Raw genomic sequence first — 22938 nt, forward strand, 5'->3', positions numbered from 1 at the left:
TCAACCCAGTTCGATGCGGTTGCGGCCGCCGCGCTTGGCCCGGTAGAGGGCCTGGTCGGCCCGTTCGAAGGCGGCCGCGTCGCTTTCCCCCGGTGCAAAGGACACCAGCCCGCCCGAGAGGGTGATGGTCACCGGTTCACCCTTGAAGTGGAACGGGCACTGTTCGATACCCGCGCGCAGGTTGTCCAGCAGTTGGCGACCGCCGTCGAGCTGGGTGGCGGGGATCAGCAGGACGAACTCCTCGCCGCCGAAGCGGGCGATGAAGTCGGTTTTGCGCAGGCGCTTGGCGATCTCGCCGGCGATCAGCTTGAGCACCTTGTCGCCGGCCAGGTGGCCGTAGTTGTCGTTGATCCGCTTGAAGTGGTCGATGTCCAGCACGCCCAGCAGCAGTTCGCCGCCGTAGCGCTTCCAGCGCGCTACCTCCAGCTCCAGGCGCTCGCTCCAGGCGGCGCGGTTGGGCAGGCCGGTGAGGGCGTCGCGCAGGGCTTTCTGGCGCTGCTCTTCAAGGTGGTCGCGGAAGGTGTTGGCTTCCTGCTCCATGGTGGAGACGCGCTCGATCAGACTCTGCAGGCGCCCGCTGACCTCGGCCTCGCGCACTTCGCGCTCGCGCTGGAAGTCGTTCATGGTGCTGAGCAGGCCTTCGAGGCGCTGCTCGACGGCGCGCTTGAGGTCGTCCAGGTCGGTGGCTTCCTGGACGCTGTTCTGCAACCCGCTGACCTGCTCGCGCAGTTGGTCGTCGAGCTGACGGGCGTTCTGCAGTTCGTCGTTGTAGCCCTGGTGGGCGCTGGTGAGGGTGGCGACGAAGGCAGCCAGGCGCTCGTTGAGCTGCTGCAGGTAACCGGCGAATTCGCGGTGGCCGTTGTCGGTGATGGCCAGCACCAGCACGGCGAGGTCATCCAGCACGGGGACCAGTTCGTACCAGTTGAGGTTGCCTTCCAGGCGCCGCCGCAGGTCTTCGGCCTGGGGCTTGTGGCGCTCGGGCAGGTCCAGTTCGTCCAGCAGGTTGCGCAGGCTGGAGGCCACATGGGGGGCGACGGCGCTGTAGCCGGGCTCGGGGGCGGGTGGCAGTTCGTAGGCCGGGTCCCCTTCGCCGGTGATCAGGCTGTGGGGCATGGGCAGGCTGTCCAGACCCGGGCGGGGCTCGTCCGCCGCGGCTAGGGGCTGGGCGGCGGGTGCGGCCTCGAGTGTGGCCGGGTAGGGCGCCGGGGCGACCGGAGCGGCGGCAGGCGGAACAACTGGCACCGGAGCGACGGAGATGGCGGCCTCTGCGCCAGGCTCGGGGGCGCTCGACGGGGCTGCCGCGCTGGGTGCAGGTGCAGGTGCAGGTGCAGGTGCAGGTGCAGGTGCAGGTGCAGGTGCAGGTGCAGGTGCAGCAGGCTGGGGTGTGGTGGCGGGGTTGTCCAGCTCGTCGTCCTCGTCGGCCGGGACCTGGGCGGGGGCCGGGGCCGGCACGGCCAGTGCGCTGGCCAGGGGAACATCCGGCGCGCCGGGCTGGGCCTCGTCGGCCCCGCCCTCGCCGTTGCCGAACAGGCGCTGCAGCAAGCCTGGGCGCGGCAGCGGGGCGTCGCCGGTCAGCACGTCGAGGGCGCGGTTCTGCAGCTCGCTCAGTTCGCTGAGCAGGGCGGGCATCTCGCGGGGGCTGCCGGCGCGCTCTTCGAGGCGCTTGGCGAACTGCTTGAGGGATTTGCGCACCTCCCGGGGGACGTCGAGCTTGAGCAACTGGTTGGCCAGGCCACTCAGGGCGCCGACGTTCTGCTGGATGCGTTGCTGGCGGCGCTGCTCGGAGTCGAGCACGGCCTTTTCCAGCCGGGGGATCAGGGCGGACAGGCCGGCATCGATCTTGTCGCCGCGGATGATCTCGCGCAGTTCCTGCATGCAGGTGTCCACCGCCTTGTCGGTGCCTTCGGCGGCCAGGGAGCTGCGCACCAGACCCCGGCGCAACAGGTCGAGGCGCGCCTCCCAGAGGCGTTCGAGCTTTTCCTGCTCTTCCAGGCTTTCCAGGTACTTGGCTTTCCAGCGCTGGCCGTCGTCGCTCATGGTGCGGTTCCGGAAGGGTCGAGCCTGGCCGGGAGGGCGTCACCATGCAGGGAGGCAGGCAGACGGATGTCCACGGCCACCGGCAGGTGGTCGGAGATGGGTTGGCTGAGCACCTGCACACGCTCCAGGGTGAGGCTGGGGCTGAGCAGGATATGGTCCAGGCAGCGCTGGGGGCGCCAGCTCGGGAAGGTGGCCTCGACCTGCGGCGCCAGCAGCCCGAGATCACGCAGGGGCGAGTGGTGCAGCAGGTCGGTGGCGTGGGTGTTCATGTCGCCCATGAGCACCTGGTGGCGGTAGCTGCCGATCAGTTCGCGGATATAGGCGAGTTGGCGGCTGCGGGCCTTGGTGCCGAGGGCGAGGTGCATCATGACCACCACCAGGGCGTCGTCGCCCTCGCCGAAGCGCATGAGGATGGCACCTCGACCGGGCGGACCGGGCAGGGGGTGGTCTTCAAGCTGGGTGGGCTGCAGGCGGCTGAGCAGGCCGTTGCTGTGCTGGGCCAGACGCCCGAGGTTGCGGTTGAGCTGCTGGTACCAGTAGGGGAAGGCACCGAGCTGGGCCAGGTGTTCGACCTGGTTGACGTAGCCCGAGCGCAGGCTGCCGCCATCCACTTCCTGCAGGGCGACGAGGTCGTAGTCGCCCAGGAGGGCGCCGATACGCTGGAGGTTGCCGGCACGCCCTGCGTGGGGCAGGAGGTGTTGCCAGCCGCGGGTGAGGTAGTGGCGGTAGTGGCCGGTGTTGATGCCGACCTGGATGTTGAAGCTGAGCAGGCGCAGCCGACCGTCTTCGGGTAGGCCGCTGGCGTTGCAATGGGGGTTGACCTGCGCGGTGCGCAGGCCAGCGGTGCGATTGTTGCTCCAGCGGCGCAGCATGGGCCTGCCCCCGGTGCCGCTTACTTCGCGGCACGCTCCTTGGCGATCAGGTAGTCGGCGACGGCAGTGGTCTGCTCCAGGCCGCCGGAGGAGCCGATGTCGAAGCGGTACTTGCCGTTGACGATGAGGGTCGGTACGCCGGAGATCTGGTAGGCAACGGCCAGCTTCTTGGCTTTCTCCATCTGGCTCTTCACGCCGAAGGAGTCGAAGGCCTTGAGGAAGGCTTCCTTGTCGACGCCGTGGGGGGCGAGGAAATCAGCCATGGCTTCCTTGGTGGCGAGCTTTTGGCCTTCCTTGTGGATGGCCTCGAACACGGCCTTGTGTACGGCGTGCTCCACACCCATGCTCTCGAGGGTGATGAACAACTGGCCATGGACGTTCCACAAGCCGCCGAACATGGCGGGAATGCGCACGAAGTTGACATCTTCCGGGAGTTTCTCGGACCAGGCGTTCACGGTCGGTTCGAATTGGTAGCAGTGCGGGCAGCCGTACCAGAACAGCTCCACCACCTCGATCTTGCCGGGCTTGGAAACCGGCACCGGGCTGCTCAGCTCGACATACTGCTTGCCCGCCTGGATGTCTTCGGCGTGGGCGGCGGTCATGCCGAACAGGCTCGCGCTGGCGAGTACGGCGGAAAGGATCAGGTTACGCATGCTTGGCTCCTAGACGGATCGTGGGGTTCTGCGACGGGCCCAGCTTCGACCGGGGGCCGCTGGACGGGTTCCGCATTGTAGCGAGGCGGCCAATGAAAAAGGGTGGCCTTAGCCACCCTTTCATTTACCGTTTACTACCGCTCGGGAAAGCTTAGTGCAGACCCTGGATATAGCTGGAAACGGCTTCGATGTCCTTGTTGCTCAGCTTGGCGGCGATGGCGCGCATGATCATGTTGTCGCCGTCGTTGGTGCGGTTGCCTTCGCGGAAATCGGTCAGTTGCTTGGCCACGTACTGGGCGTGCTGACCACCCAGGTGCGGGAAGCCGGCAGCGGCGTTGCCGGCGCCGTCCGGGGCGTGGCAGCCAGTGCAGGCGGGCATGCCTTCTTCCAGCTTGCCGCCACGGAACAGGGCTTCACCACGGGCCACCAGCTTGGGATCGGCTGCGCCGACGCTACCGGCCTGGCTGGAGTAGTAGGCGGCGATGTCTTCGAGGTCCTGGTCGCTGAGGTTGGTCAGCAGGCCGGTCATTTCCAGCACCTGGCGCTTGCCAGCCTTGATGTCATGCAGTTGCTTGAGCAGGTAACGCTCGCCCTGGCCGGCGAGTTTGGGGAAGTTCGGGGCAAGGCTGTTGCCGTCCGGACCGTGGCAAGCGCCGCATACGGCGGTTTTGGCCTGGCCGGCCTTGGCGTCGCCTGCGGCGTGGGCCAGACCGGTGATGCCCAGGGTCAACAGCAGACTCACGAGTACTTTGTTCATCAGCTAATCCAATTACGGCTAAGGGTGAAAGAATCTAGCGCCCGACTACCTTCGTTATTGGCTCATCCACTGGATGACCGCTTTGTAGTCTTCGGCACTGCAGTCCATGCACAAGCCTCGGGGAGGCATGGCATTCAAACCATTGGTGACGCTCTGAACCAGAGCATCTGTGCCCTTGGCCAGTCGCGGCTCCCAGGCCGCCTTGTCGCCCTTCTTGGGCGCCATAGGCAGTTGACCATTGTGGCAGGCCCCGCAGGTCCGGTTGAAAACGGCTTCCGGTTCCTGAGCAGCCTGAGCGCCAAAGGCCAGCGCCGCAAGGCTTGCGACGACTACCATCTTCTTCATGATCAACCTCATCAGAGGGGCTTCGCCGGGCTTTCTGCAGTGCCCTGGTCGTTCCCGTGGCCCTTGTACCCTGGGGGATAAAGCGCACACTAAATCTGCGGCATTATATACTGGCGCTGCCCAAACGGAAACGAAACCGCCCTCTGCGACACCAGGTCGCACCCTGTGGACTCCTTCATGTCATTCAAGAATCCGATCATCGGCCTGTGCCAGCAGGCCCGCTTCCTCATCAGTGCCGCCAAGGTGGACCAATGCCCACCCGACCAGGGTCTGGAGGTCGCCTTCGCCGGCCGTTCCAACGCCGGAAAGTCCAGCGCGCTGAACACCCTGACCCACGCCAACCTGGCGCGTACCTCGAAGACTCCGGGCCGCACCCAGCTGCTCAACTTCTTCTCCCTGGACGAGGACCGCCGCCTGGTGGACCTGCCCGGCTACGGCTACGCCAAGGTGCCGATCCCCCTCAAGCAGCATTGGCAGCACCACCTGGAGGCCTACCTGAGCAGTCGCGAGAGCCTGGTCGGCCTGGTGCTGATGATGGACATCCGCCACCCGCTCACCGACTTCGACCGCCTGATGCTGGACTGGTCCAGCGCCGGCCACATGCCGCTGCACATCCTCCTGACCAAGGCCGACAAGCTGGCCTATGGTGCCTCGAAGAACGCGCTGCTGAAGGTGCGTCAGGAAATCCGCAAGGGCTGGGGCGATGACGTCAGCATCCAGCTGTTCTCCGCACCCAAGCGCCAGGGCGTGGAAGAGGCCCAGGCCGTGCTGGCCCGCTGGCTGCAGCTGGGCGAGGAATTCGAGGAAGGCGGCGACGCATCCGACGCCTGAATCGCAGGCAAAAAAAACCCCGGACTTCGTATGGGGAGGGGGAAGTTCCGGGGTTCAAGTCTGAACCGCTAGGGCGGGGTTCAGATATCTGCCAACACTAAACACAGCAAAAGGAGCATCGAAGGCTTCACCAGCCATTCCCAGTCTCTGACCGGGCGTGCTTCACAAAAGTTCACCGCTGCATCAGAAATTATTCGTCCGGTCAGTGCTGCCTCTTATGCGATGCAGCGCTAAGCCGGTGGGCGCACTCAGTGCGCCTCGTCCCAGTTGTTGCCCACGCCGACTTCCACCACCAGCGGCACATCCAGCTCGGCGGCGCCGCTCATGAGCGGGCGGATGGCGTCGCGCACGGTGTCCACCAGGTCCTCGCGCACCTCCAGCACCAGTTCGTCGTGCACCTGGAGGATGACCCGTGCATCCAGGCCGCTCTCCTGCAGCCAGGCATCCACCGCCACCATGGCGCGCTTCATGATGTCCGCCGCCGTACCCTGCATCGGCGCGTTGATCGCGGTGCGCTCGGCGCCCTTGCGCATGGCCTGGTTCTTCGAGTGGATCTCCGGCAGGTACAGCCGGCGCCCGAACAGCGTCTCGACGAAGCCCTGGGCCGCCGCCTGCTCGCGGGTGCGCTCCATGTAGGCGAGCACGCCGGGGTAGCGGGCGAAGTAGCGGTCGATGTACGCCTGGGACTGTTTGCGGTCGACGCCGATCTGCTTGGCCAGGCCGAAGGCGCTCATGCCGTAGATGAGGCCGAAGTTGATGGCCTTGGCGCTGCGGCGCTGGTCATTGCTGACCTGGTCCAGCTCGACGCCGAAGACCTCCGCCGCCGTCGCCCGGTGCACGTCGCGGTCGTGACGGAAGGCGTCCAGCAGGCCTTCGTCCTTGGCCAGGTGGGCCATGATGCGCAGCTCGATCTGCGAATAGTCCGCCGCCAGCAGCTTGTAGCCCTTGGGTGCGACGAAGGCCTGGCGGATGCGCCGCCCTTCCGCCGTGCGGATCGGGATGTTCTGCAGGTTCGGATCGCTGGAGGACAGGCGCCCGGTGGCCGCCACCGCCTGGTGGTAGGAGGTGTGGATGCGCCCGGTGCGTGGGTTGATCTGCTCCGGCAGCTTGTCGGTGTAGGTGCTCTTGAGCTTGCTCAGGGAGCGGTACTGCATGATCACCTTGGGCAGCTCGAAGTCCTGCTCGGCCAGGTCCGCCAGCACGTTCTCGGCGGTGGAGGGCTGGCCGGTGGCGGTCTTGGCCAGCACCGGCAGGCCGAGCTTCTCGTAGAGGATGGCGCCGAGCTGCTTGGGCGAGCCCAGGTTGAACTCCTGCCCGGCCAGCTCGTAGGCCTGGCGCTCCAGGGCCACCATCTTCTCGCCCAGCTCGAGGCTCTGTTGGCCCAGCAGCTTGCCGTCCACCAGCGCACCGTTGCGTTCGATGCGTGCCAGCACCGGCACCAGCGGCATCTCGATGTCCTTCAGCACCGTGACCAGGGACGGGACGGCTTCCAGCTTCTGCCACAGCGCCTGGTGCAGGCGCAGGGTCACGTCGGCGTCCTCGGCGGCGTAGGGGCCGGCCTGCTCCAGGGCGATCTGGTCGAAGGTCAGCTGCTTGGCGCCCTTGCCGGCGATATCCTCGAAGCGGATGGTGCTGTGGCCCAGGTATTTCAGGGCCAGGCTGTCCATGTCGTGGCGGGTGGCCGTGGAGTCCAGCACATAGGACTCGAGCATGGTGTCGAAGGCGATGCCCTGGACAGTGATGGGGGTCGAGGCGTTGGCCAGGACGTTCATGTCGTACTTGGCGTGCTGGCCGACCTTGGCCTTGGCGGGGTCTTCCAGCAGCGGTTTCAGGGCCTGCAGCACCGCGTCGCGGTCCAGTTGCGCGGGCACGCCCATGTAGCTGTGGGCCAGGGGTACGTAGGCGGCCTCGCCGGCTTCCACGGCGAAGGACACCCCCACCACCTGTGCCTGCTGGGCGTCGAGGCTGGTGGTCTCGGTGTCGAAGGCGATCAGCGGCGCCGCCTCCAGCTTCTTCAGCCAGGCGTCGAACTGCGCCTGCTCCAGCACGGTTTCATAGCGCGTCTCGACGGCCGGCTCGGCAGGGGCATCCAGCAGGGCCAGTTGTTCGCCGTCCGACTTGGCCTGGCGCTGCAGGTCATCCAGCCAGCTCTTGAACTCCAGGGTGCGGTACAGCTCGGCCAGGGCCTCGCGGTCCGGCTCGCCGGGGTGCAGGGCATCGATCTCGACGTTCAGCTCCACGTCGCACTTGATGGTGGCGAGCTGGTAGGACAGGTAGGCCATGTCCTTGTGCTCCAGCAGCTTGGCCGGCAGCCCCTTGGCGCCGCGGATCGGCAGCTCGGGCACCTTGTCCAGGCTGGCGTAGAGCACATCGAGCCCGCCGCCCACGCCGGTGAGCAGACCCAGGGCGGTCTTTTCACCCACGCCGGGCACGCCGGGAATGTTGTCGACCTTGTCGCCCATCAACGCCAGGTAATCGATGATCAGCTCAGGACCGACGCCGAATTTCTCTTTCACGCCATCGATGTCCAGCGTGCTACCGGTCATGGTGTTGACCAGCGTAATGTGCGGATCGACCAACTGGGCCATGTCCTTGTCGCCGGTGGAGATCACCACCTGGCGCCCGCCCGCCGCGCTTTGCCGGGCCAGGGTGCCGATCACGTCATCGGCCTCCACGCCCTCAACGCACAGCAGCGGCAGGCCCAGGGCCCGCACGGTCGCGTGCAGCGGCTCCACCTGCACCCGCAGCTCGTCCGGCATGGACGGCCGGTTGGCCTTGTACTCGGCGAACATCGCATCGCGGAAGGTCCCGCCCTTGGCGTCGAAGACCACCGCGAACGGGCTGTCCGGGTACTGCTTGCGCAGGCTCTTGAGCATGTTCAGCACACCCTTGACCGCACCGGTGGGCAGGCCCGCCGAAGTCATCAGCGGCGGCAGGGCATGGAAGGCGCGGTACAGGTAGGAGGAACCGTCGACGAGGACGAGAGGGGCTTGGCTCATGCGTGAATTCAACCTTTATTCACCGGACCCGCAGTAGAATGGCCCGGTCATTGACGATAAGGGACAAGGTTACCACCATGCGCGCTTTCAACCGCCTGTTGCTCGCCGGTCTGCTGGCCCTCCTGCCGGTGAGTGTCTTCGCCGACGACGAGGCCCCCTCGCCGGAACCCGACGTCACCATCCGCCAGGACGGCGACAAGACCATCCAGGAATACCGTGTGAACGGCTTCCTCTATGCGATCAAGGTCACCCCCAAGGGTGGCAAACCCTATTTCCTGGTCCGCGCTGACGGCGACAGCAATTTCATCCGGTCGGACAACCCCGACATGCTGATCCCGCAGTGGGAGATCTTCAGCTGGTAAGGCCGCCACGGTGGCCGCAACAAGGTAGTCGAATGTCCGTTTTCACCCCGCTGCAGCGCCCCGAACTCGAAACCTTCCTCGCCCCCTACGGGCTGGGCCGGCTCCGGGACTTCAAGGGCATCGCCGAAGGTTCGGAGAACAGCAACTTCTTCGTCAGCCTGGAGCGGGGTGAATACGTCCTGACCCTGGTGGAACGAGGTCCGGTGGCCGACCTGCCGTTCTTCATCGAACTGCTGGACGTGCTCCACAGCGCCGGCCTGCCGGTGCCCTACGCCCTGCGCAGCGAAGACGGCCAGGCCCTGCGCAGCCTCGCCGGCAAGCCCGCGCTGCTGCAGCCGCGCCTCGCCGGGCGCCACCTGCGCGAACCCAACCCGCACCACTGCGGCGAAGTCGGCACGCTGCTGGCGCGCATCCACCTGGCCACCCGCGACCAGCCCATCGAACGCAAGAGCGACCGCGGGCTCGACTGGATGCTCAGCGAAGGCCCGCACCAGGCCGAGCGCCTCGACGCCCAGGCCCGCCCGCTGCTGGAGCAGGCCCTGGCCGAGATCGAACGCCTCAAGCCCCGCATCCAGGCCCTGCCACGGGCCAACCTGCACGCCGACCTGTTCCGCGACAACGCCCTGTTCGACGGCCCGCACCTGGCCGGGGTGATCGACTTCTACAACGCCTGCTCCGGCCCGATGCTCTACGACCTGGCCATCACCCTCAACGACTGGTGCTCCGACGACGACGGCCAGCTCGACGAGGCCCGCGCCCGCGCCCTGCTCGGCGCCTACGTTGCCCTGCGCCCCTTCACCGCCGCCGAGGCCGAACTCTGGCCGACGCTGCTGCGCGTCGCCTGCGTGCGTTTCTGGCTGTCGCGCCTGATCGCCGCCGAAGCCTTCGCCGGCCAGGACGTGCTGATCCACGACCCCGCCGAATTCCAGCGCCGCCTGGCCCATCGCCAGGTGGTGGAGCTGCCGCTGCCCTTTGCGCTTTAGCAGGCCGGCTCTTCCACCACCGCCCAGCCGAAGACGGGGTACAGCGCGCCGTCCTCGTCGCGCTGGGCCACGCCGAATAGCCCGCCCACCAACCGTGCATTGCGCTTCTTGCCGATGGTGAACTCATCAATCAGCAGCGTCGCGCTCACCAGGCTCTTGGGGATGGCCTGCATGTCCGGCCCCTGGGCCTGGTCCGGCATCAGCCAGTCACCGCTCAGCGCCGCCACGCCCGCCCGCTCGAAACGCACCTGCCAATCCCCCAGGTAGGGGTTCGGCCGCAGCGCGTCGGTGGCCGTGTCGACGATGTAGGGGAAGAGCGTCAGGATCCAGCCCGTCAGCTCCGACGGGCCCGAACCGCTGCGATAGCGGAAGAAGGACTCCCAGAAGGCACGGTCCACTTCACCGGAGGCCGTGCGGGCAATGGCTTCCAGCACCGGTTTCAGGCTCGCCACCCAATGGCCCAGGACGTAGCCCTCCAGGGCGGTGAAGCGCTCGATGATCAGATTCCAATCGTCCTCCGTGCCCTGCAGCTCGATCTCGGGTATGCCGCAGCCGGCCAGCATCTCGTAGTCGAAATAGCCACTGAAGGCGTCCATCCAGCACAGCGCGAAGGCTGCCTGCTCGACAGGTCCGGTGGTGGAGAAGGCGGTGGCGATGAAGTCGGAGAACTGCGGAATCTCCCCGGCGATCTGCTGGGAGAAGTCACCGAACAGCTCGACCCACCGGTTCTTATCGGCGAAGGGGTAGTCGGGGCAGAACACCGTCAGCGTCTTCTTGCCCTGGTGGCTCACCAGATCGGGCCTTAGCTGCTCGCCATGCAGCGCCATATGGTTCGCGAAGCCCTGGGCGATGCAGAGCCAGATGTCGTCCGGGCGGATAACCAGCGGGTGGTGACCATAGAAAGCACGGCATGCGGCCTTGGCGAACGCGTTGCAGTTGTCCTCCTCCAGCAGTTCGGCGGTCATGCAGTCCAGCGCTTCCACCGGCCGATTGAGCAGCGCACGCATGACGGTATCGGCCGGCAGGCGTGGATAGCGCGCACCCTGTGCCACATTCGAGAGGGTGAAGCGGATCATTCGGGTTCTCCCTGAACCTGGAAAAGGCGACATGTTGCCGGTTTGCCGAAAGTGGTGCAGCTACCTACGTCCGACTCTGAAGTCCCGGAAGGGAACGGATGTAGCCTGGGCTTCAGCCCAGGGAGGGCACGAGGCATGCGTTGAACAAGCAGGGGTAGAGCCCGCTGTGGACGTCCCTGTCGGTACTCCGCTGCCCAAGCTCAGCCCCGGCCCGGCCATCCATGGCCGGTCGTTCGCCCTTAAAAACGCATGCTCGTCTGGCGTGAAGATCCGCTCAGGCGCAGACATCCCTGTCGATACTCCGCTGCCCAAGCTCAACCCCGGCCCGGCCATCCATGGCCGGTCGTTCGCCCTTCAAAACGCATGCGTTTTGAACGGGCTCACCCACATTTCGAATGACCGCAGTTGAGGCAGGTGGCGCAGCCGTCCATGCGGACGACGGCCTGGGTGTTGCACTTGCCGCAGAGCTGGGCGCCGGGGGGGAAGTCTTCGCCGGGTTCGGCGGTGGTGGTGCCGAGGCTGGCTTCGTAGGCGGCGCGCTTTTCGGCGAGGAAGCGCTGCTGCTCCGGGTCGGGCTGGGGGCCCTGCATCAGGCCGATGGCCACCAGGTGGCGTTCCAGCACGGCGCCGATCTCGGCCACCAGGGAGGGCATGTACAGCCCGCCGCGCTTGAGGTAGCCGCCACGAGGGTCGAACACCGCGCTCAGTTCCTCCACCAGGAAGGTGCAGTCGCCACCCTTGCGGAACACCGCCGACATGATGCGGGTGAGGGCGACGATCCATTGGAAGTGCTCCATGCCCTTGGAGTTGATGAAGATCTCGAAGGGCCGGCGCTGCTCGTGGGGCGTGCCGGGGTTGAGGACGATGTCGTTGATGGTCACGTACAGCGCGTGCTCCGACAGCGGCGACTTGATCTTGTAGGTCGCCCCCACCAGGGTTTCCGGGCGCTGCAAGGTCTCGTCCATCTGCACCACGGCGGCCGCTTCCTCGGCGGCGCGGCGGGCGCGCTCGGCCTCCACGTCCACCACCTGGAAGCCCTTGATCCGCTGGTTGATCTTCACGCTCATCGCCGCCTCCGCTCAGTAACGCCCGTAGTAGCCCTCCTTGAGGGCCTCGTACAGGTTCGCCGCCGTGTGCACCTCGCCGTCGTACTCCACCTCCTCGTTGCCCTTCAGCTCCACCACGCTGCCGTCCTCCAGTTCGAAGCGGTAGCGGGTCTTCTCCAGGTCCGCGTCCTTCACCAGCACGCCCTGGAAGGCCGTCGGGTTGAAGCGGAAGGTGGTGCAGCCCTTCAGGCCCTGGCGCCAGGCGTAGAGGTAGATGTCCTTGAAGGCCTCGAAGGGGTAGTCGGTGGGCACGTTGGCCGTCTTGGAGATGGAGGAGTCGACCCACTTCTGCGCCGCCGCCTGGATGTCAACGTGCTGGGCGGGGGTGATGTCCTCGGCGGTGACGAACCACTCGGGCAGGCCATGACCCGTGGCCTCGGCCCCCGGCGCCGCCTGCGGGTCCACCAGCGCGCGGTAGGCCAGCAGCTCGTAGCTGACCACCTCGACCTTCTGCTTGGTCTTGCGCCCGGGGCGGATCAGGTTGCGTGAATAAACGTGGGCGAAGCTCGGCTCGATGCCGTTGGAGGCGTTGTTGCCCAGGCTCAGGCTGATGGTGCCGGTGGGAGCGATGGAGCTGTGGTGGGTGAAACGCGCACCCACCTCGGCCAGTTGCGCCACCAGCTCCGGCGCGTGCTCGGCGATGCGCTGCATGTAGCGCGAGTAACGCGCGTGCAGCACGCTGCCGGGCACCGAGTCACCCTCCTTGTAGCCGTCGGCGGCCATCTCCGGGCGCTGCCGGAGCATCGCCTCGGTCACCGTGAAACGCTGCACCAGCAACGGTGCCGGGCCTTTCTCCTTCGCCAGGTCGAGGGCCGCCTGCCAGCCCACCAGGGCCATCTCCCGGGCCACCTCCTCGGTGAACACGCAGGATTCCGGGCTGCCATAGCGCAGGCCGAGCAGGGCGAGCGCCGACCCCAACCCGAGAAAGCCCATGCCATGGCGACGCTTGCTGGTGATCTCCTCGCGCTGCTGCGCCAGGGGCAGGCCGTTGATCTCCACCACGTTGTCCAGCAGGCGGGTGAAGACCCTCACCACCTCGCGGAAGCGTTCCCAGTCGAACCGCGCCTGGTCGGTGAACGGAGCGTCGACGAAGCGGGTCAGGTCGATCGAGCCCAGCAGGCAGGACCCGTAGGGCGCCAATGGCTGCTCGCCGCAGGGGTTGGTGGCGCGGATCGCCTCGCACCACCAGGTGTTGTTCAGTGCGTTGACCCGGTCGATGAGGATGAAGCCCGGCTCGGCATAGTCGTAGGTGGAGGCCATCACCATGTCCCACAGGTGCCGCGCCTTGAGCCGGCCGTAGATGCGGCAGGCCACCCGGCCATCCTCCCGCACCTGGTAGCCCGCGTGGATCGGCCAGTCGCGCCAGAGCACCTGGGCCGGGTCGTTCAGGTCCACCTCGTCCAGCTCGCGGGCATGCAGGGGGAACACCAGCGGCCACTCGGCGTCCTGCTCCACGGCCTGCATGAAGGCATCGGTCACCAGCAGGCTGAGGTTGAACTGGCGCAGGCGGCCGTCCTCGCGCTTGGCGCGGATGAACTCGCGCACGTCCGGGTGGGCGATGTCGAAGGTGGCCATCTGCGCCCCGCGCCGGCCCCCGGCGGAACTGACGGTGAAACACATGCGGTCGTACACGTCCATGAACGACAGCGGCCCGCTGGTGTGCGCCCCGGCACCGGAAACGAAGGCGCCCCGGGGGCGCAAGGTGCTGAACTCGTAGCCGATGCCGCAGCCGGCCTTGAGGGTCAGGCCGGCTTCGTGGACCTTGCCGAGGATGTCGTCCATGGCGTCATGGATTACCCCCGAGACGGTGCAGTTGATGGTCGAGGTGGCCGGCTTGTAGGCCTGGGCACCCGCGTTGGAGAGGATGCGCCCGGCCGGCAACGCCCCCTGGCGCAGGGCCCAGAGGAAGCGCTCGTACCAGTGCTCGACGTCCTTCGGCTCCACCTCGGCCAGGGCCCGGGCCACCCGTTGCAGGCTGTGGTCCGGGGTGTCGTCCAGCGGCGTACCGTCGCGCCGGCGCAGGCGGTACTTGCTGTCCCAGATGTCTTCGGAAGCCGCCTGCAAGGGCAGCGGCAGGCGGGTCTTCGCGGGGGAGCCGGTGCGGGTCATGGGGGTCGGAGCCTCCTGTCGCCGGGGCGGGGATGTCCCGAAAGGACGTTAGACCGCCCACGAACAAAAAGTCGCCGCGACACGACCGATGGTGCCGAGCCGACAGGGAGCCGTGAGGACGCGCAGGCTACGCGCTGTGGATGAGGTGCCCGAGGCGCCTCAAAGCGCCTCCAGGCACCCCGCCAGGCCCTGGGCCAGGTCGTCCAGCAGACGCTCGTAGCCACCCGCTGCCACCGGCACCTGCATGCCCAGCGCATCCAGCTCGGCCAGGCGCACCGGCAGGCCCTGGGTCAGGGTCTCGGCCAGGCGCGGGCGTACCGGCGGCTCACTGAACACGCAACTGGGGCCGGCCGCCCGCAGGCGCTCGCGCATCGCCGCCACATGGCGGGCACCGGGCTGCACTTCGGCCGCCACGCTGAACACCCCGGCGTGACGCAGGCCGTAGGCGCTCTCGAAGTAGTTGAAGGCCTCGTGGAAGACGAAGAACGGCTTGCCGCTGACGGCCGCCATGCGGGCCTTGAGGTGGGCGTCGAGCTGGTCCAGGCGTTCGCCGAAGGCCTTCAGGTTGGCCTGGTAGCGCACCGCGTTGGCCGGATCGGCCGCCGACAGGTCCGCTGCCATGCGGGCAGCGATCACCCGGGCGTTGGCCGGCAGCAGCCAGAGGTGGGCGTCCAGGGAACCGGGGCGGTGGTCATGGTCGTGCTCGTGGGCGTCCTCGTGCTCATGCTCGTCGTGGCCGAGGGCCTCGAAATGACGCAACTGCATGCCCGGCAGGTCCTGCACCGCCACGGCCGGCGCGCTGCGCCCGGCGATCACCTTGGGCAGGAAGCCTTCCAGGTCCGGGCCGACCCAGTACAGCAGCGGCACCTCGCGTACCCGCCGAACGTCGGACGGCCGCAGCGCGTACTGGTGCGGCGAGGCCCCCGGCGGCAGCAGCACCTCGGGCTCACCCACACCGTCCTGCACGGCAGCGGCAATAAGCTGCAGCGGCTTGATGCTGGTCAGCACACGGACTTCGGCGCCAGCCGGCAGCGCCAGGCAGGCAAGGAGGGCGAGCAGGACGAGACGCGACACGGGGAGGACTCCGACACAAAGGCGTAATAGAATAACGTCTCTTTGACTCAACGTCGCCGCCATGCTCAAGCCGATCAAGACCCAAGCCCCCCTGGCCTGCCGCCCCCACGACCACTCCCACTGCGTAAGGGATGCGCTGGCCGAGGCCGAAGCCCTCTGCGCCCGCGACGGCCTGCGCCTGACCGCCCTGCGCAAGCGCGTGCTGGAGCTGGTCTGGGCCAGCCACAAGCCGCTGGGCGCCTATGACATCCTCGGCGTGCTGACCGAGGAAGACGGCCGTCGCGCCGCGCCGCCCACGGTGTACCGCGCCCTGGAGTTCCTCCTGGAAAACGGCCTGGTGCACCGCATCGCCTCGCTCAACGCCTTCGTCGGCTGCAACCACCCCGGCGAAGCCCACCAGGGCCAGTTCCTGATCTGCCGCCAGTGCCAGACCGCCATCGAGCTGGAGCAGCCGGCCATCAGCGAGGCCATCATCTCCAGCGCCCAGGCCGTCGGCTTCGCCGTGGAAGGGCAGACCGTGGAAGTGATCGGCCTGTGCGCCACCTGCCGGGGCAAGGCATGAGCCAGGACGCGCTGATCCGTCTGGAGGGCGTCGGCGTCACCTTCGCCGGCCAGGCGGTGCTGCAGGACGTGGGCCTGAGCCTGCGCCCCGGCGAGATCGTCACCCTGATCGGCCCCAACGGCGCCGGCAAGACCACCCTGGTACGCACCGTGCTCGGCCTGCTGCAACCCCAGCGCGGCAGCGTCTGGCGCAAGCCGCGCCTGCGCATCGGCTACATGCCGCAGAAGCTCCAGGTGGATGCCACCCTGCCGCTCACCGTGCTGCGCTTCCTGCGGCTGGTGCCGGGGGTCGACCGCGCCGCGGCGCTCGCCGCCCTCAGCGAAGTGGGCGCCCCCCAGGTGATCGACAGCCCGCTGCAGACCGTTTCCGGCGGCGAGTTGCAGCGCGTGCTGCTGGCCCGCGCCCTGCTGCGCGAACCCGAGCTGCTGGTGCTGGACGAGCCCGTGCAGGGCGTCGACGTCGCCGGCCAGGCCGAGCTGTACCGCCTCATCACCCAATTGCGCGACCGCCTCGGCTGTGGCGTGCTGATGGTCTCCCACGACCTGCACCTGGTGATGAGCACCACCGACCAGGTGGTGTGCCTGAACCGCCATGTGTGCTGCTCCGGCCACCCCGAGCAGGTCAGCTTCGACCCGGCCTTCGTCGAGCTGTTCGGCAAGGACGCCCAGAGCCTGGCCGTCTACCACCATCACCACGACCACGAACACGACCTCCACGGCGAAGTGATCGAGCGCCCCGGCTTCCCCACCGGCACCCGCTTCACCCCCGTTCACACGCACGGCCCCGACTGCAACCATGGCTGATTTCCTCGTCAACGCCCTGCTCGCCGGCCTTGCGCTGGCCCTGGTGGCAGGCCCGCTCGGCTCCTTCGTGGTGTGGCGGCGCATGGCCTACTTCGGCGACACCCTGTCCCACGCCGCCCTGCTCGGCGTGGCTCTGGGCCTGATGCTCGACATCAGCCCGACCCTGGCGGTGACCGTCGGCTGCGTGCTGCTGGCAGTGCTGCTGGTGACCCTCCAGCAGCGCCAGCCGCTGGCCTCGGACACCCTGCTGGGCATCCTCGCCCACAGCACCCTGTCCCTCGGCCTGGTGGCCCTGAGTTTCATGAGCGAAGTGCGGGTGGACCTGATGGGCTACCTGTTCGGCGACCTGCTGGCGGTGAGCCCCACGGACCTCGCCTGGATCCTCGGCGGCAGCGCCCTGGTGCTGGGCCTGCTGGTGCCGCTGTGGCGGCCGCTGCTGGCCATCACCGTGCACGAGGAGCTGGCGCGGGTGGAGGGCCTGCCGGTCACCGCCATCCGCCTGGCGCTGATGCTGCTGATCGCCGTGGTGATCGCCGTGGCCATGAAGATCGTCGGCGTGCTGCTGATCACCTCGCTGCTGATCATTCCCGCCGCCGCTGCCCAGCGCCACGCCCGCACCCCCGAGCAGATGGCCGTCGGCGCCAGCCTGCTGGGCCTGGTGGCGGTGTGCGCCGGCCTGGCGCTGTCCTGGTTCAAGGACACCCCCGCTGGCCCGTCCATCGTGGTTTCAGCGGCGGCGCTGTTCCTGCTCAGCTTCGCCGCCCCGCGCCGCACCTAGCCGACCGTCGCCGGCTCGCTGCGCGCGGGCTGGCGGACGCTTGAGCGGCGATCCTCCAGAATCATCCGCGCCGCCTTCTCGGCGATCATCAGCGTCGGCGAGCAGGTGTTGCCCGACACGATGGTCGGCATGATCGACGCATCCACCACCCGCAGCCCCGGCACCCCGTGCACCCGCAGGCGCGCGTCCACCACCGCCTCGCGGTCCGCGCCCATGCGGCAGGTGCCCACCGGGTGGAAGATGGTGGTGCCGATGTCGCCCGCCGCCTGGCGCAGCTCCGCCTCGCTCTGCAACGCCGGGCCCGGCAGGTACTCCTCCGGCCGGTAAGGCGCCAGCGCCGGCGCGGCGGCGATGCGCCGGGTCAGGCGGATGGCGTCGGCGGCCACCCGCAGGTCTTCCTCCTCGCTCAGGTAGTTCGGCTGGATCAGCGGTGGCGCCTTCGCCTCGGCGGCGCGGATGTCCACCCGGCCCCGGCTGGCCGGACGCAGGTTGCACACCGAAGCGGTGAAGGCGGGGAAGGGGTGCAGCGGCTCGCCGAAGCGCTCCAGGGACAGCGGCTGCACGTGGTACTCCAGGTTCGCCCGTTCCTGCTCCGGGCCGGAGCGGGCGAAGGCGCCCAGTTGGCTCGGCGCCATGGCCAGCGGGCCGCTGCGGCTGAGCAGGTAGCGCAGGCCCATGCCGGCCTTGCCCCACAGGCTGCCGGCCATCTGGTTGAGGGTCGGCACGCCGCTGACCTTGTAGATCAGCCGCAGTTGCAGGTGGTCCTGCAGGTTGCCGCCCACCCCCGGCAGCTCGTGCCGCACGCCGATGCCGAGGCGCTCCAGCAGCGGCCGCGGGCCGATCCCCGAGCGCTGCAGCAGCGTCGGTGAACCGATGGCCCCCGCCGCGAGGACCACCTCGCGCGCGGCGAAGCTGCACAGGTCGCCCCGCAAGCGCGCCACCACACCGCAGGCGCGGCCCGCTTCGAGCACCACCCGCTCCACCTCCACATCGGTCAGCACCCGCAGGTTCGGCCGGCCCAGCACCGGCCGCAGGTAGGCCTTGGAGGCATTCCAGCGCACGCCGCCGCGCTGGTTCACCTGGAAGTAGCCACAGCCCTCGTTGTCACCGGTGTTGAAATCCTCCACCGGGGCGATGCCGGTCTCCCCGGCGGCAGCGCGGAAGGCCTCCAGCAGCGCCCAGGACAAGCGCTGCCGCTCCACCCGCCACTCGCCCCCGGCGCCGTGGTGCGCCGAAGCACCGCCGAAGTGGTCCTCGCAGTGCTTGAACAGCGGCAGCACCTCGTCCCAGCCCCAGCCAGGGTTGCCCAGCGCCGCCCAGTGGTCGTAGTCCGCCGCCTGGCCGCGCATGTAGATCATCCCGTTGATCGACGAGCTGCCCCCCAGCACCCGCCCGCGCGGGTAGCCCAGGGAACGGCCGTTCAGCCCCGGCTCGGCCTCGGTGCGCAGGCACCAGTCGGTGCGTGGGTTGCCGATGCAGAACAGATAGCCCACGGGAATGTGGATCCACGGGTGGTTGTCGCGCCCGCCGGCTTCCAGCAGCAGCACGCGACAGGCCGGGTCGGCCGACAGCCGGTTGGCCAGCAGGCAGCCGGCCGGGCCGGCGCCGACGATCAGGTAGTCGTAGGGGAGGGTTTCGAGGTCCATGGGTCCTTCCTCTTCTTGTCGTTTTGTCGGGCAGGGCCGAGCCTAGCAGGCCGCCGGCACGGTCGGCCGGAAAGGTCGAACCCGACCTAGCTGATTTTCCCGACGGCCGGCGAACGCCAGGCCAGGCAACGGGTCTGATAGCACGCTGAGGGCAGGCCGGCGCCTACACTTTTGTCCTGCCCGGTCGCGCCGTGTAGAATTGCGCGTTTTTTGAACAAAACGAGAATCGCAGGAATGAAGCCGTTCGCAACCCGATACCTTCCCGTTATCGCGATTTCCCTGCTGTTAGCCGCGTGCCAGAGCAAACCTCAGGACACCGTCATCCCCGCCGATGAACTGGTCACCCGTTTCCGCCAGCTCGACCTGACCCTGGCCAACGGCCAGCTCGCCGAGGCCGAGGCCCAGCTCAAGGCCCTGCAGACCAGCGCCGCCGGCGACACCCGCCTCGAGCAGTACCAGCGCCAGCTCTCCGAAGCCTGGCTGAAGAAAGGCCAGGCCGCCCTGCAGCAGGGTGACCTCAACAGCGCCACCACCGCCCTCAGCCACGCCCGCAGCCTGATGCCCCAGGCCCCGGCGCTGACCACCGGCCTGGACGGCGCCATCGCCCACGCCCGTGCCAGCGAAAGCGAGCGCGCCGCCCAGTTGGCTGCCGCCCGTGAAGCCGCCGCCCGTGCCGAGCAGGCGCGCCAGCAGCAGCTCGCCGCCCAGCGCCAGGCCGCCACCCCGGCGCCCCAGGCCCAGCCGGTGGAGGAGAAGCCCGCCGCCCCTGCACGCCCGGTGCGCCGCGTCGCCAACGACGTGGCCCTGCCGATGCTGGACAACGACGACAACGAGCGCCTGCGCAGCCTGCTCGACGCAGTGGCCGCCGACGTGGTCGCCTTCGACTGCGACGTGCGCCTGCATGTGCGCGAAGCCAAGCAGTACCCCTGGGTGGTGGCCCTGCTCCAGGCCCGGGTGAAGAAGCTCGACCCCGCCTACAAGCTGCGCGTGGCCCACAGCATCGACCCCAGCCAGACACCGCGCCTGCAACTGAACCCCGCACGCTGACCCCGCGCCCGGCCCCCCCCAGGCCGGGCCGCAAAACCCCGCTTTCGCCCCCGCCTTATTCCAAGTGGCTATACCCCTAGGCCGACAAAGATTTTCGGCCACCCCCCGCGAAGCGGTAGACTACGCGGCTTTTTAGGCCCCATCGGGCCCCCCGAGAGCCCCACAAGGTTTCCCTACGTGATCGAATTCCATGACGTCCACAAGGCGTATCGGGTCGAAGGCCGCGACATCCCCGCGCTGCGACCGACCGACCTGAGCGTGGCCCAAGGCGAAGTGTTCGGCCTGATCGGCCATTCCGGTGCCGGCAAGAGCACCCTGCTGCGACTGATCAACCGCCTGGAAGAGCCCAGCGGCGGGCGCATCGTCATCGACGGCGAAGACATCACCGCCCTCGACGCCGAAGGCTTGCGGCGCTTCCGCCAGCGCGTCGGCATGATCTTCCAGCACTTCAACCTGCTGTCCTCCAAGACCGTCGCCGACAACGTCGCCCTGCCGCTGAAGCTGGCCGGCGAGCTGTCCCGCGCCGAGATCGAGCAACGCGTCGAGGAACTGCTGGCCCGGGTCGGCCTCGCCGCCCACGCCCGCAAGTACCCCGCCCAGCTTTCCGGCGGGCAGAAGCAGCGCGTCGGCATCGCCCGCGCCCTCGCCACCCGGCCGAAGATCCTGCTCTGCGACGAGGCCACCAGCGCCCTCGACCCGCAGACCACCGGCCAGGTCCTGCAACTGCTGGCGGAGATCAACCGCGAGCTGAACCTGACCATCGTCCTCATCACCCACGAGATGGACGTGATCCGCCGCGTCTGCGACCGCGTCGCGGTGATGGACGCCGGCGTCATCGTCGAGCAGGGCCCGGTGGCCGACGTCTTCCTGCACCCGCAGCACCCCACCACCCAGCGCTTCGTCCAGGAGGACGAGCAGGTGGACGAAGGCGAGCAGCGCGAGGACTTCGCCCATGTCCAGGGCCGCATCCTGCGCCTGACCTTCCAGGGCGAAGCCACCTATGCCCCGCTGCTGGGCACCGTCGCCCGCCAGACCGGGGTGGACTACAGCATCCTGGCCGGGCGCATCGACCGCATCAAGGACACCCCCTACGGCCAGTTGACCCTGGCCCTCACCGGCGGCGACATCGAGGCCGCGCTGGCCTGCTTCCGTGAAGCGGACGTTCACCTGGAGGTCCTGCGCTGATGAACGAACTCATCGCCAACATCGACTGGTACGAAATCTGGCTGGCCAGCCTCGACACCCTCATGATGCTGGGCGGCTCGCTGCTGTTCACCGTCCTGCTGGGCCTGCCCCTGGGTGTGCTGCTGTTCCTCACCAGCCCGCGCCAGTTGTTCGAGAACCGCGCCGTCTACAGCCTGCTGTCGCTGGTGGTGAACGTGCTGCGCTCGCTGCCGTTCATCATCCTGCTGATCGTGATGATCCCCTTCACCGTCCTCATCACCGGCACCTCCCTGGGTGTCGCCGGCGCCATCCCGCCGCTGGTGGTGGGCGCCACGCCGTTCTTCGCGCGCCTGGTGGAAACCGCCCTGCGCGAAGTGGACCGCGGCATCATCGAGGCCACCCAGGCCATGGGCGCCACCACCCGGCAGATCGTGGTCAACGCCCTGCTGCCGGAAGCCCGGCCGGGCATCATCGCCGCCATCACCGTCACCGCCATCACCCTGGTGTCCTACACCGCCATGGCCGGCGTGGTGGGCGCGGGCGGCCTCGGCGACCTGGCCATCCGCTTCGGCTACCAGCGCTTCCAGACCGACGTCATGGTGGTCACCGTGGTCCTGCTGCTGGTGCTGGTGCAGATCCTGCAGACCGTCGGCGACAAGCTGGTGGTGCATTTCTCCCGCAAATGAAAGGATGGCCGGCGTCCACCCGACCCGGCCCTCGCATTCCCATAAGGAGCGTTCCATGAAAAAACTGCTGGTGGCCGCTGCCGCCTTCGCCGCCCTCTCCGCCCAGGCCGACACCCTGACCGTGGCCGCCACCCCGGTGCCCCACGCGGAGATCCTCGAATTCATCAAGCCCCAGCTGGCCAAGGAAGGCGTGGACCTGAAGATCAAGGTCTTCACCGACTACGTGCAGCCCAACGTGCAGGTGGCCGAGAAGCGCCTGGACGCCAACTTCTTCCAGCACCAGCCGTACCTGGATGAGTTCAACAAGTCCAAGGGCACCCAACTGGTGAACGTCGCCGGCGTGCACATCGAGCCCTTCGGCGCCTACTCCAGCAAGATCAAGAAGCTCGACGAGCTGCCCCAGGGCGCCTCGGTGGTCATCCCCAACGACGCCACCAACGGCGGCCGCGCCCTGCTGCTGCTGGCCAAGGCCGGCGTGATCACCCTCAAGCCCGAGGCCGGCATCACCGCCACCCCCAAGGACATCGCCGAGAACCCCAAGGGCATCAAGGTGCGTGAACTGGAAGCGGCCACCCTGCCGCGCGTGCTGACCCAGGTCGACCTGGCCCTGATCAACACCAACTACGCGCTGGAAGCCAAGCTGAACCCCACCCAGGACGCCCTGGCCATCGAAGGCAGCGACTCGCCCTACGTGAACATCCTGGTGTCCCGCGCGGACAACAAGGACAGCGCCGACATGCAGAAGCTGGCCAAGGCCCTGCACAGCCCCGAGGTGAAGAAGTTCATCGAGGAGAAGTACAAGGGCGCCGTGGTACCGGCGTTCTGATCGCTTCCCGGTCGTGAAGAAGCCCGCTCATCGAGCGGGCTTTTTTGTGGGTGCTGTCTCAGAGCTTTGTTGCGGAGCCAAGCCGGTTATCGAGTTTTGCGGGTGTTTTTCGTTTCGCCCTCCCGGGCGAGTCCCTTTTCCAATCGCTGGAACGCCAGCCCGGTGAAAAGGAACCAAAAAACTTGCCCCTGCATCCGAACTTGGCGTCCCCGCCCGGCTGCG

Annotated in this window: 21 protein-coding genes; 10 read left to right on the plus strand and 11 right to left on the minus strand. The window is 68.0% G+C overall.

Annotated elements, in window-relative coordinates; genetic code table 11:
* The 5 genes from A7D27_RS20400 to A7D27_RS20420 form a co-directional block, all read right to left on the minus strand.
* Window positions 1-2037 (minus strand): GGDEF domain-containing protein, encoded by a 2037-nt coding sequence (locus A7D27_RS20400; protein ID WP_069565916.1) that lies wholly within the window; start codon window positions 2035-2037, stop codon window positions 1-3.
* Window positions 2034-2909, minus strand: coding sequence for an endonuclease/exonuclease/phosphatase family protein (locus A7D27_RS20405; protein WP_069562905.1), 876 nt, complete (start codon window positions 2907-2909; stop codon window positions 2034-2036). The genes A7D27_RS20400 and A7D27_RS20405 overlap by 4 nt, the downstream gene beginning before the upstream one ends.
* A 20-nt stretch (window positions 2910-2929) precedes the next feature.
* A complete protein-coding gene (locus A7D27_RS20410; protein WP_069562904.1) occupies window positions 2930-3562 on the minus strand; it encodes a thiol:disulfide interchange protein DsbA/DsbL in 633 nt (210 codons plus the stop codon).
* Window positions 3563-3713: 151 nt separating this feature from the next.
* The gene (locus tag A7D27_RS20415) at window positions 3714-4319 is read right to left on the minus strand and encodes a cytochrome c (protein ID WP_069565917.1); all 606 of its coding nucleotides are present in this window, start codon (window positions 4317-4319) and stop codon (window positions 3714-3716) included.
* A gap of 54 nt (window positions 4320-4373) precedes the next feature.
* Window positions 4374-4664, minus strand: coding sequence for a cytochrome c5 family protein (locus A7D27_RS20420; protein ID WP_069562927.1), 291 nt, complete (start codon window positions 4662-4664; stop codon window positions 4374-4376).
* A gap of 177 nt (window positions 4665-4841) precedes the next feature.
* Here A7D27_RS20420 and yihA point away from each other — a divergent pair, with 177 nt between their 5' ends.
* Complete coding sequence (gene yihA, locus A7D27_RS20425) at window positions 4842-5495, plus strand: ribosome biogenesis GTP-binding protein YihA/YsxC (protein WP_069562902.1); 654 nt, start codon at window positions 4842-4844, stop codon at window positions 5493-5495.
* Between the two features lie 248 nt (window positions 5496-5743).
* Here the strand turns inward: yihA and polA are convergent, their stop codons facing one another.
* A complete protein-coding gene (gene polA, locus A7D27_RS20430) occupies window positions 5744-8494 on the minus strand; it encodes a DNA polymerase I (RefSeq protein WP_069565918.1) in 2751 nt (916 codons plus the stop codon).
* Between the two features lie 77 nt (window positions 8495-8571).
* On the opposite strand from polA, the gene A7D27_RS20435 reads away from it, so the two are divergent.
* Together A7D27_RS20435 and A7D27_RS20440 are read left to right on the plus strand one after the other, a co-directional pair.
* Window positions 8572-8856: a DUF2782 domain-containing protein gene (locus A7D27_RS20435; RefSeq protein WP_044403825.1), complete on the plus strand. Its 285-nt coding sequence runs from the start codon at window positions 8572-8574 to the stop codon at window positions 8854-8856.
* A 32-nt stretch (window positions 8857-8888) separates the two neighbouring features.
* On the plus strand, window positions 8889-9839 hold the full coding sequence (locus tag A7D27_RS20440) for a homoserine kinase (RefSeq protein ID WP_044403827.1): 951 nt from the start codon (window positions 8889-8891) through the stop codon (window positions 9837-9839).
* On the opposite strand, the gene A7D27_RS20445 is transcribed toward A7D27_RS20440, so the two are convergent.
* From A7D27_RS20445 to A7D27_RS20460, 4 genes are all read right to left on the minus strand, one after another.
* On the minus strand, window positions 9836-10915 hold the full coding sequence (locus A7D27_RS20445) for a DUF4419 domain-containing protein (RefSeq protein WP_069565919.1): 1080 nt from the start codon (window positions 10913-10915) through the stop codon (window positions 9836-9838). The genes A7D27_RS20440 and A7D27_RS20445 overlap by 4 nt on opposite strands.
* 380 nt (window positions 10916-11295) lie before the next feature.
* Entirely contained in the window at window positions 11296-11982 is a 687-nt protein-coding gene (locus tag A7D27_RS20450) for an NrdJb (protein WP_069565920.1), read from the minus strand.
* Between the two features lie 12 nt (window positions 11983-11994).
* On the minus strand, window positions 11995-14130 hold the full coding sequence (locus A7D27_RS20455) for an adenosylcobalamin-dependent ribonucleoside-diphosphate reductase (protein ID WP_069565921.1): 2136 nt from the start codon (window positions 14128-14130) through the stop codon (window positions 11995-11997).
* Window positions 14131-14289: 159 nt separating this feature from the next.
* Window positions 14290-15267: a metal ABC transporter solute-binding protein, Zn/Mn family gene (locus A7D27_RS20460; protein WP_083265720.1), complete on the minus strand. Its 978-nt coding sequence runs from the start codon at window positions 15265-15267 to the stop codon at window positions 14290-14292.
* On the opposite strand from A7D27_RS20460, the gene A7D27_RS20465 reads away from it, so the two are divergent.
* The 3 genes from A7D27_RS20465 to znuB are packed head-to-tail and all read left to right on the plus strand — an operon-like array spanning window position 15266 to window position 17347.
* Window positions 15266-15766 (plus strand): Fur family transcriptional regulator, encoded by a 501-nt coding sequence (locus tag A7D27_RS20465; RefSeq protein WP_069562895.1) that lies wholly within the window; start codon window positions 15266-15268, stop codon window positions 15764-15766. The genes A7D27_RS20460 and A7D27_RS20465 overlap by 2 nt on opposite strands.
* Window positions 15763-16569, plus strand: coding sequence for a zinc ABC transporter ATP-binding protein ZnuC (gene znuC / locus A7D27_RS20470; protein WP_069565932.1), 807 nt, complete (start codon window positions 15763-15765; stop codon window positions 16567-16569). Before A7D27_RS20465 ends, znuC begins: the two co-directional genes overlap by 4 nt.
* On the plus strand, window positions 16562-17347 hold the full coding sequence (znuB, locus tag A7D27_RS20475; RefSeq protein ID WP_044403842.1) for a zinc ABC transporter permease subunit ZnuB: 786 nt from the start codon (window positions 16562-16564) through the stop codon (window positions 17345-17347). The genes znuC and znuB overlap by 8 nt, the downstream gene beginning before the upstream one ends.
* On the opposite strand, the gene A7D27_RS20480 is transcribed toward znuB, so the two are convergent.
* The gene (locus A7D27_RS20480) at window positions 17344-18993 is read right to left on the minus strand and encodes a GMC family oxidoreductase (RefSeq protein WP_069565923.1); all 1650 of its coding nucleotides are present in this window, start codon (window positions 18991-18993) and stop codon (window positions 17344-17346) included. The two genes, znuB and A7D27_RS20480, sit on opposite strands and share 4 nt — an antisense overlap.
* A 234-nt stretch (window positions 18994-19227) precedes the next feature.
* On the opposite strand from A7D27_RS20480, the gene A7D27_RS20485 reads away from it, so the two are divergent.
* From A7D27_RS20485 to A7D27_RS20500, 4 genes are all read left to right on the plus strand, one after another.
* The gene (locus tag A7D27_RS20485) at window positions 19228-20040 is read left to right on the plus strand and encodes a hypothetical protein (protein ID WP_069565924.1); all 813 of its coding nucleotides are present in this window, start codon (window positions 19228-19230) and stop codon (window positions 20038-20040) included.
* 177 nt (window positions 20041-20217) lie between these two features.
* Complete coding sequence (locus tag A7D27_RS20490) at window positions 20218-21225, plus strand: methionine ABC transporter ATP-binding protein (protein WP_069565925.1); 1008 nt, start codon at window positions 20218-20220, stop codon at window positions 21223-21225.
* Complete coding sequence (locus A7D27_RS20495; protein WP_044403853.1) at window positions 21225-21890, plus strand: methionine ABC transporter permease; 666 nt, start codon at window positions 21225-21227, stop codon at window positions 21888-21890. Before A7D27_RS20490 ends, A7D27_RS20495 begins: the two co-directional genes overlap by 1 nt.
* A gap of 55 nt (window positions 21891-21945) precedes the next feature.
* The gene (locus A7D27_RS20500; RefSeq protein ID WP_069565926.1) at window positions 21946-22716 is read left to right on the plus strand and encodes a MetQ/NlpA family ABC transporter substrate-binding protein; all 771 of its coding nucleotides are present in this window, start codon (window positions 21946-21948) and stop codon (window positions 22714-22716) included.
* The last annotated feature ends 222 nt before the right edge of the window (window positions 22717-22938 follow it).

Origin of the sequence: Pseudomonas sp. 1D4 (assembly GCF_001728925.1) — a bacterium.
In the GTDB taxonomy this organism is placed as follows: domain Bacteria; phylum Pseudomonadota; class Gammaproteobacteria; order Pseudomonadales; family Pseudomonadaceae; genus Metapseudomonas; species Metapseudomonas otitidis.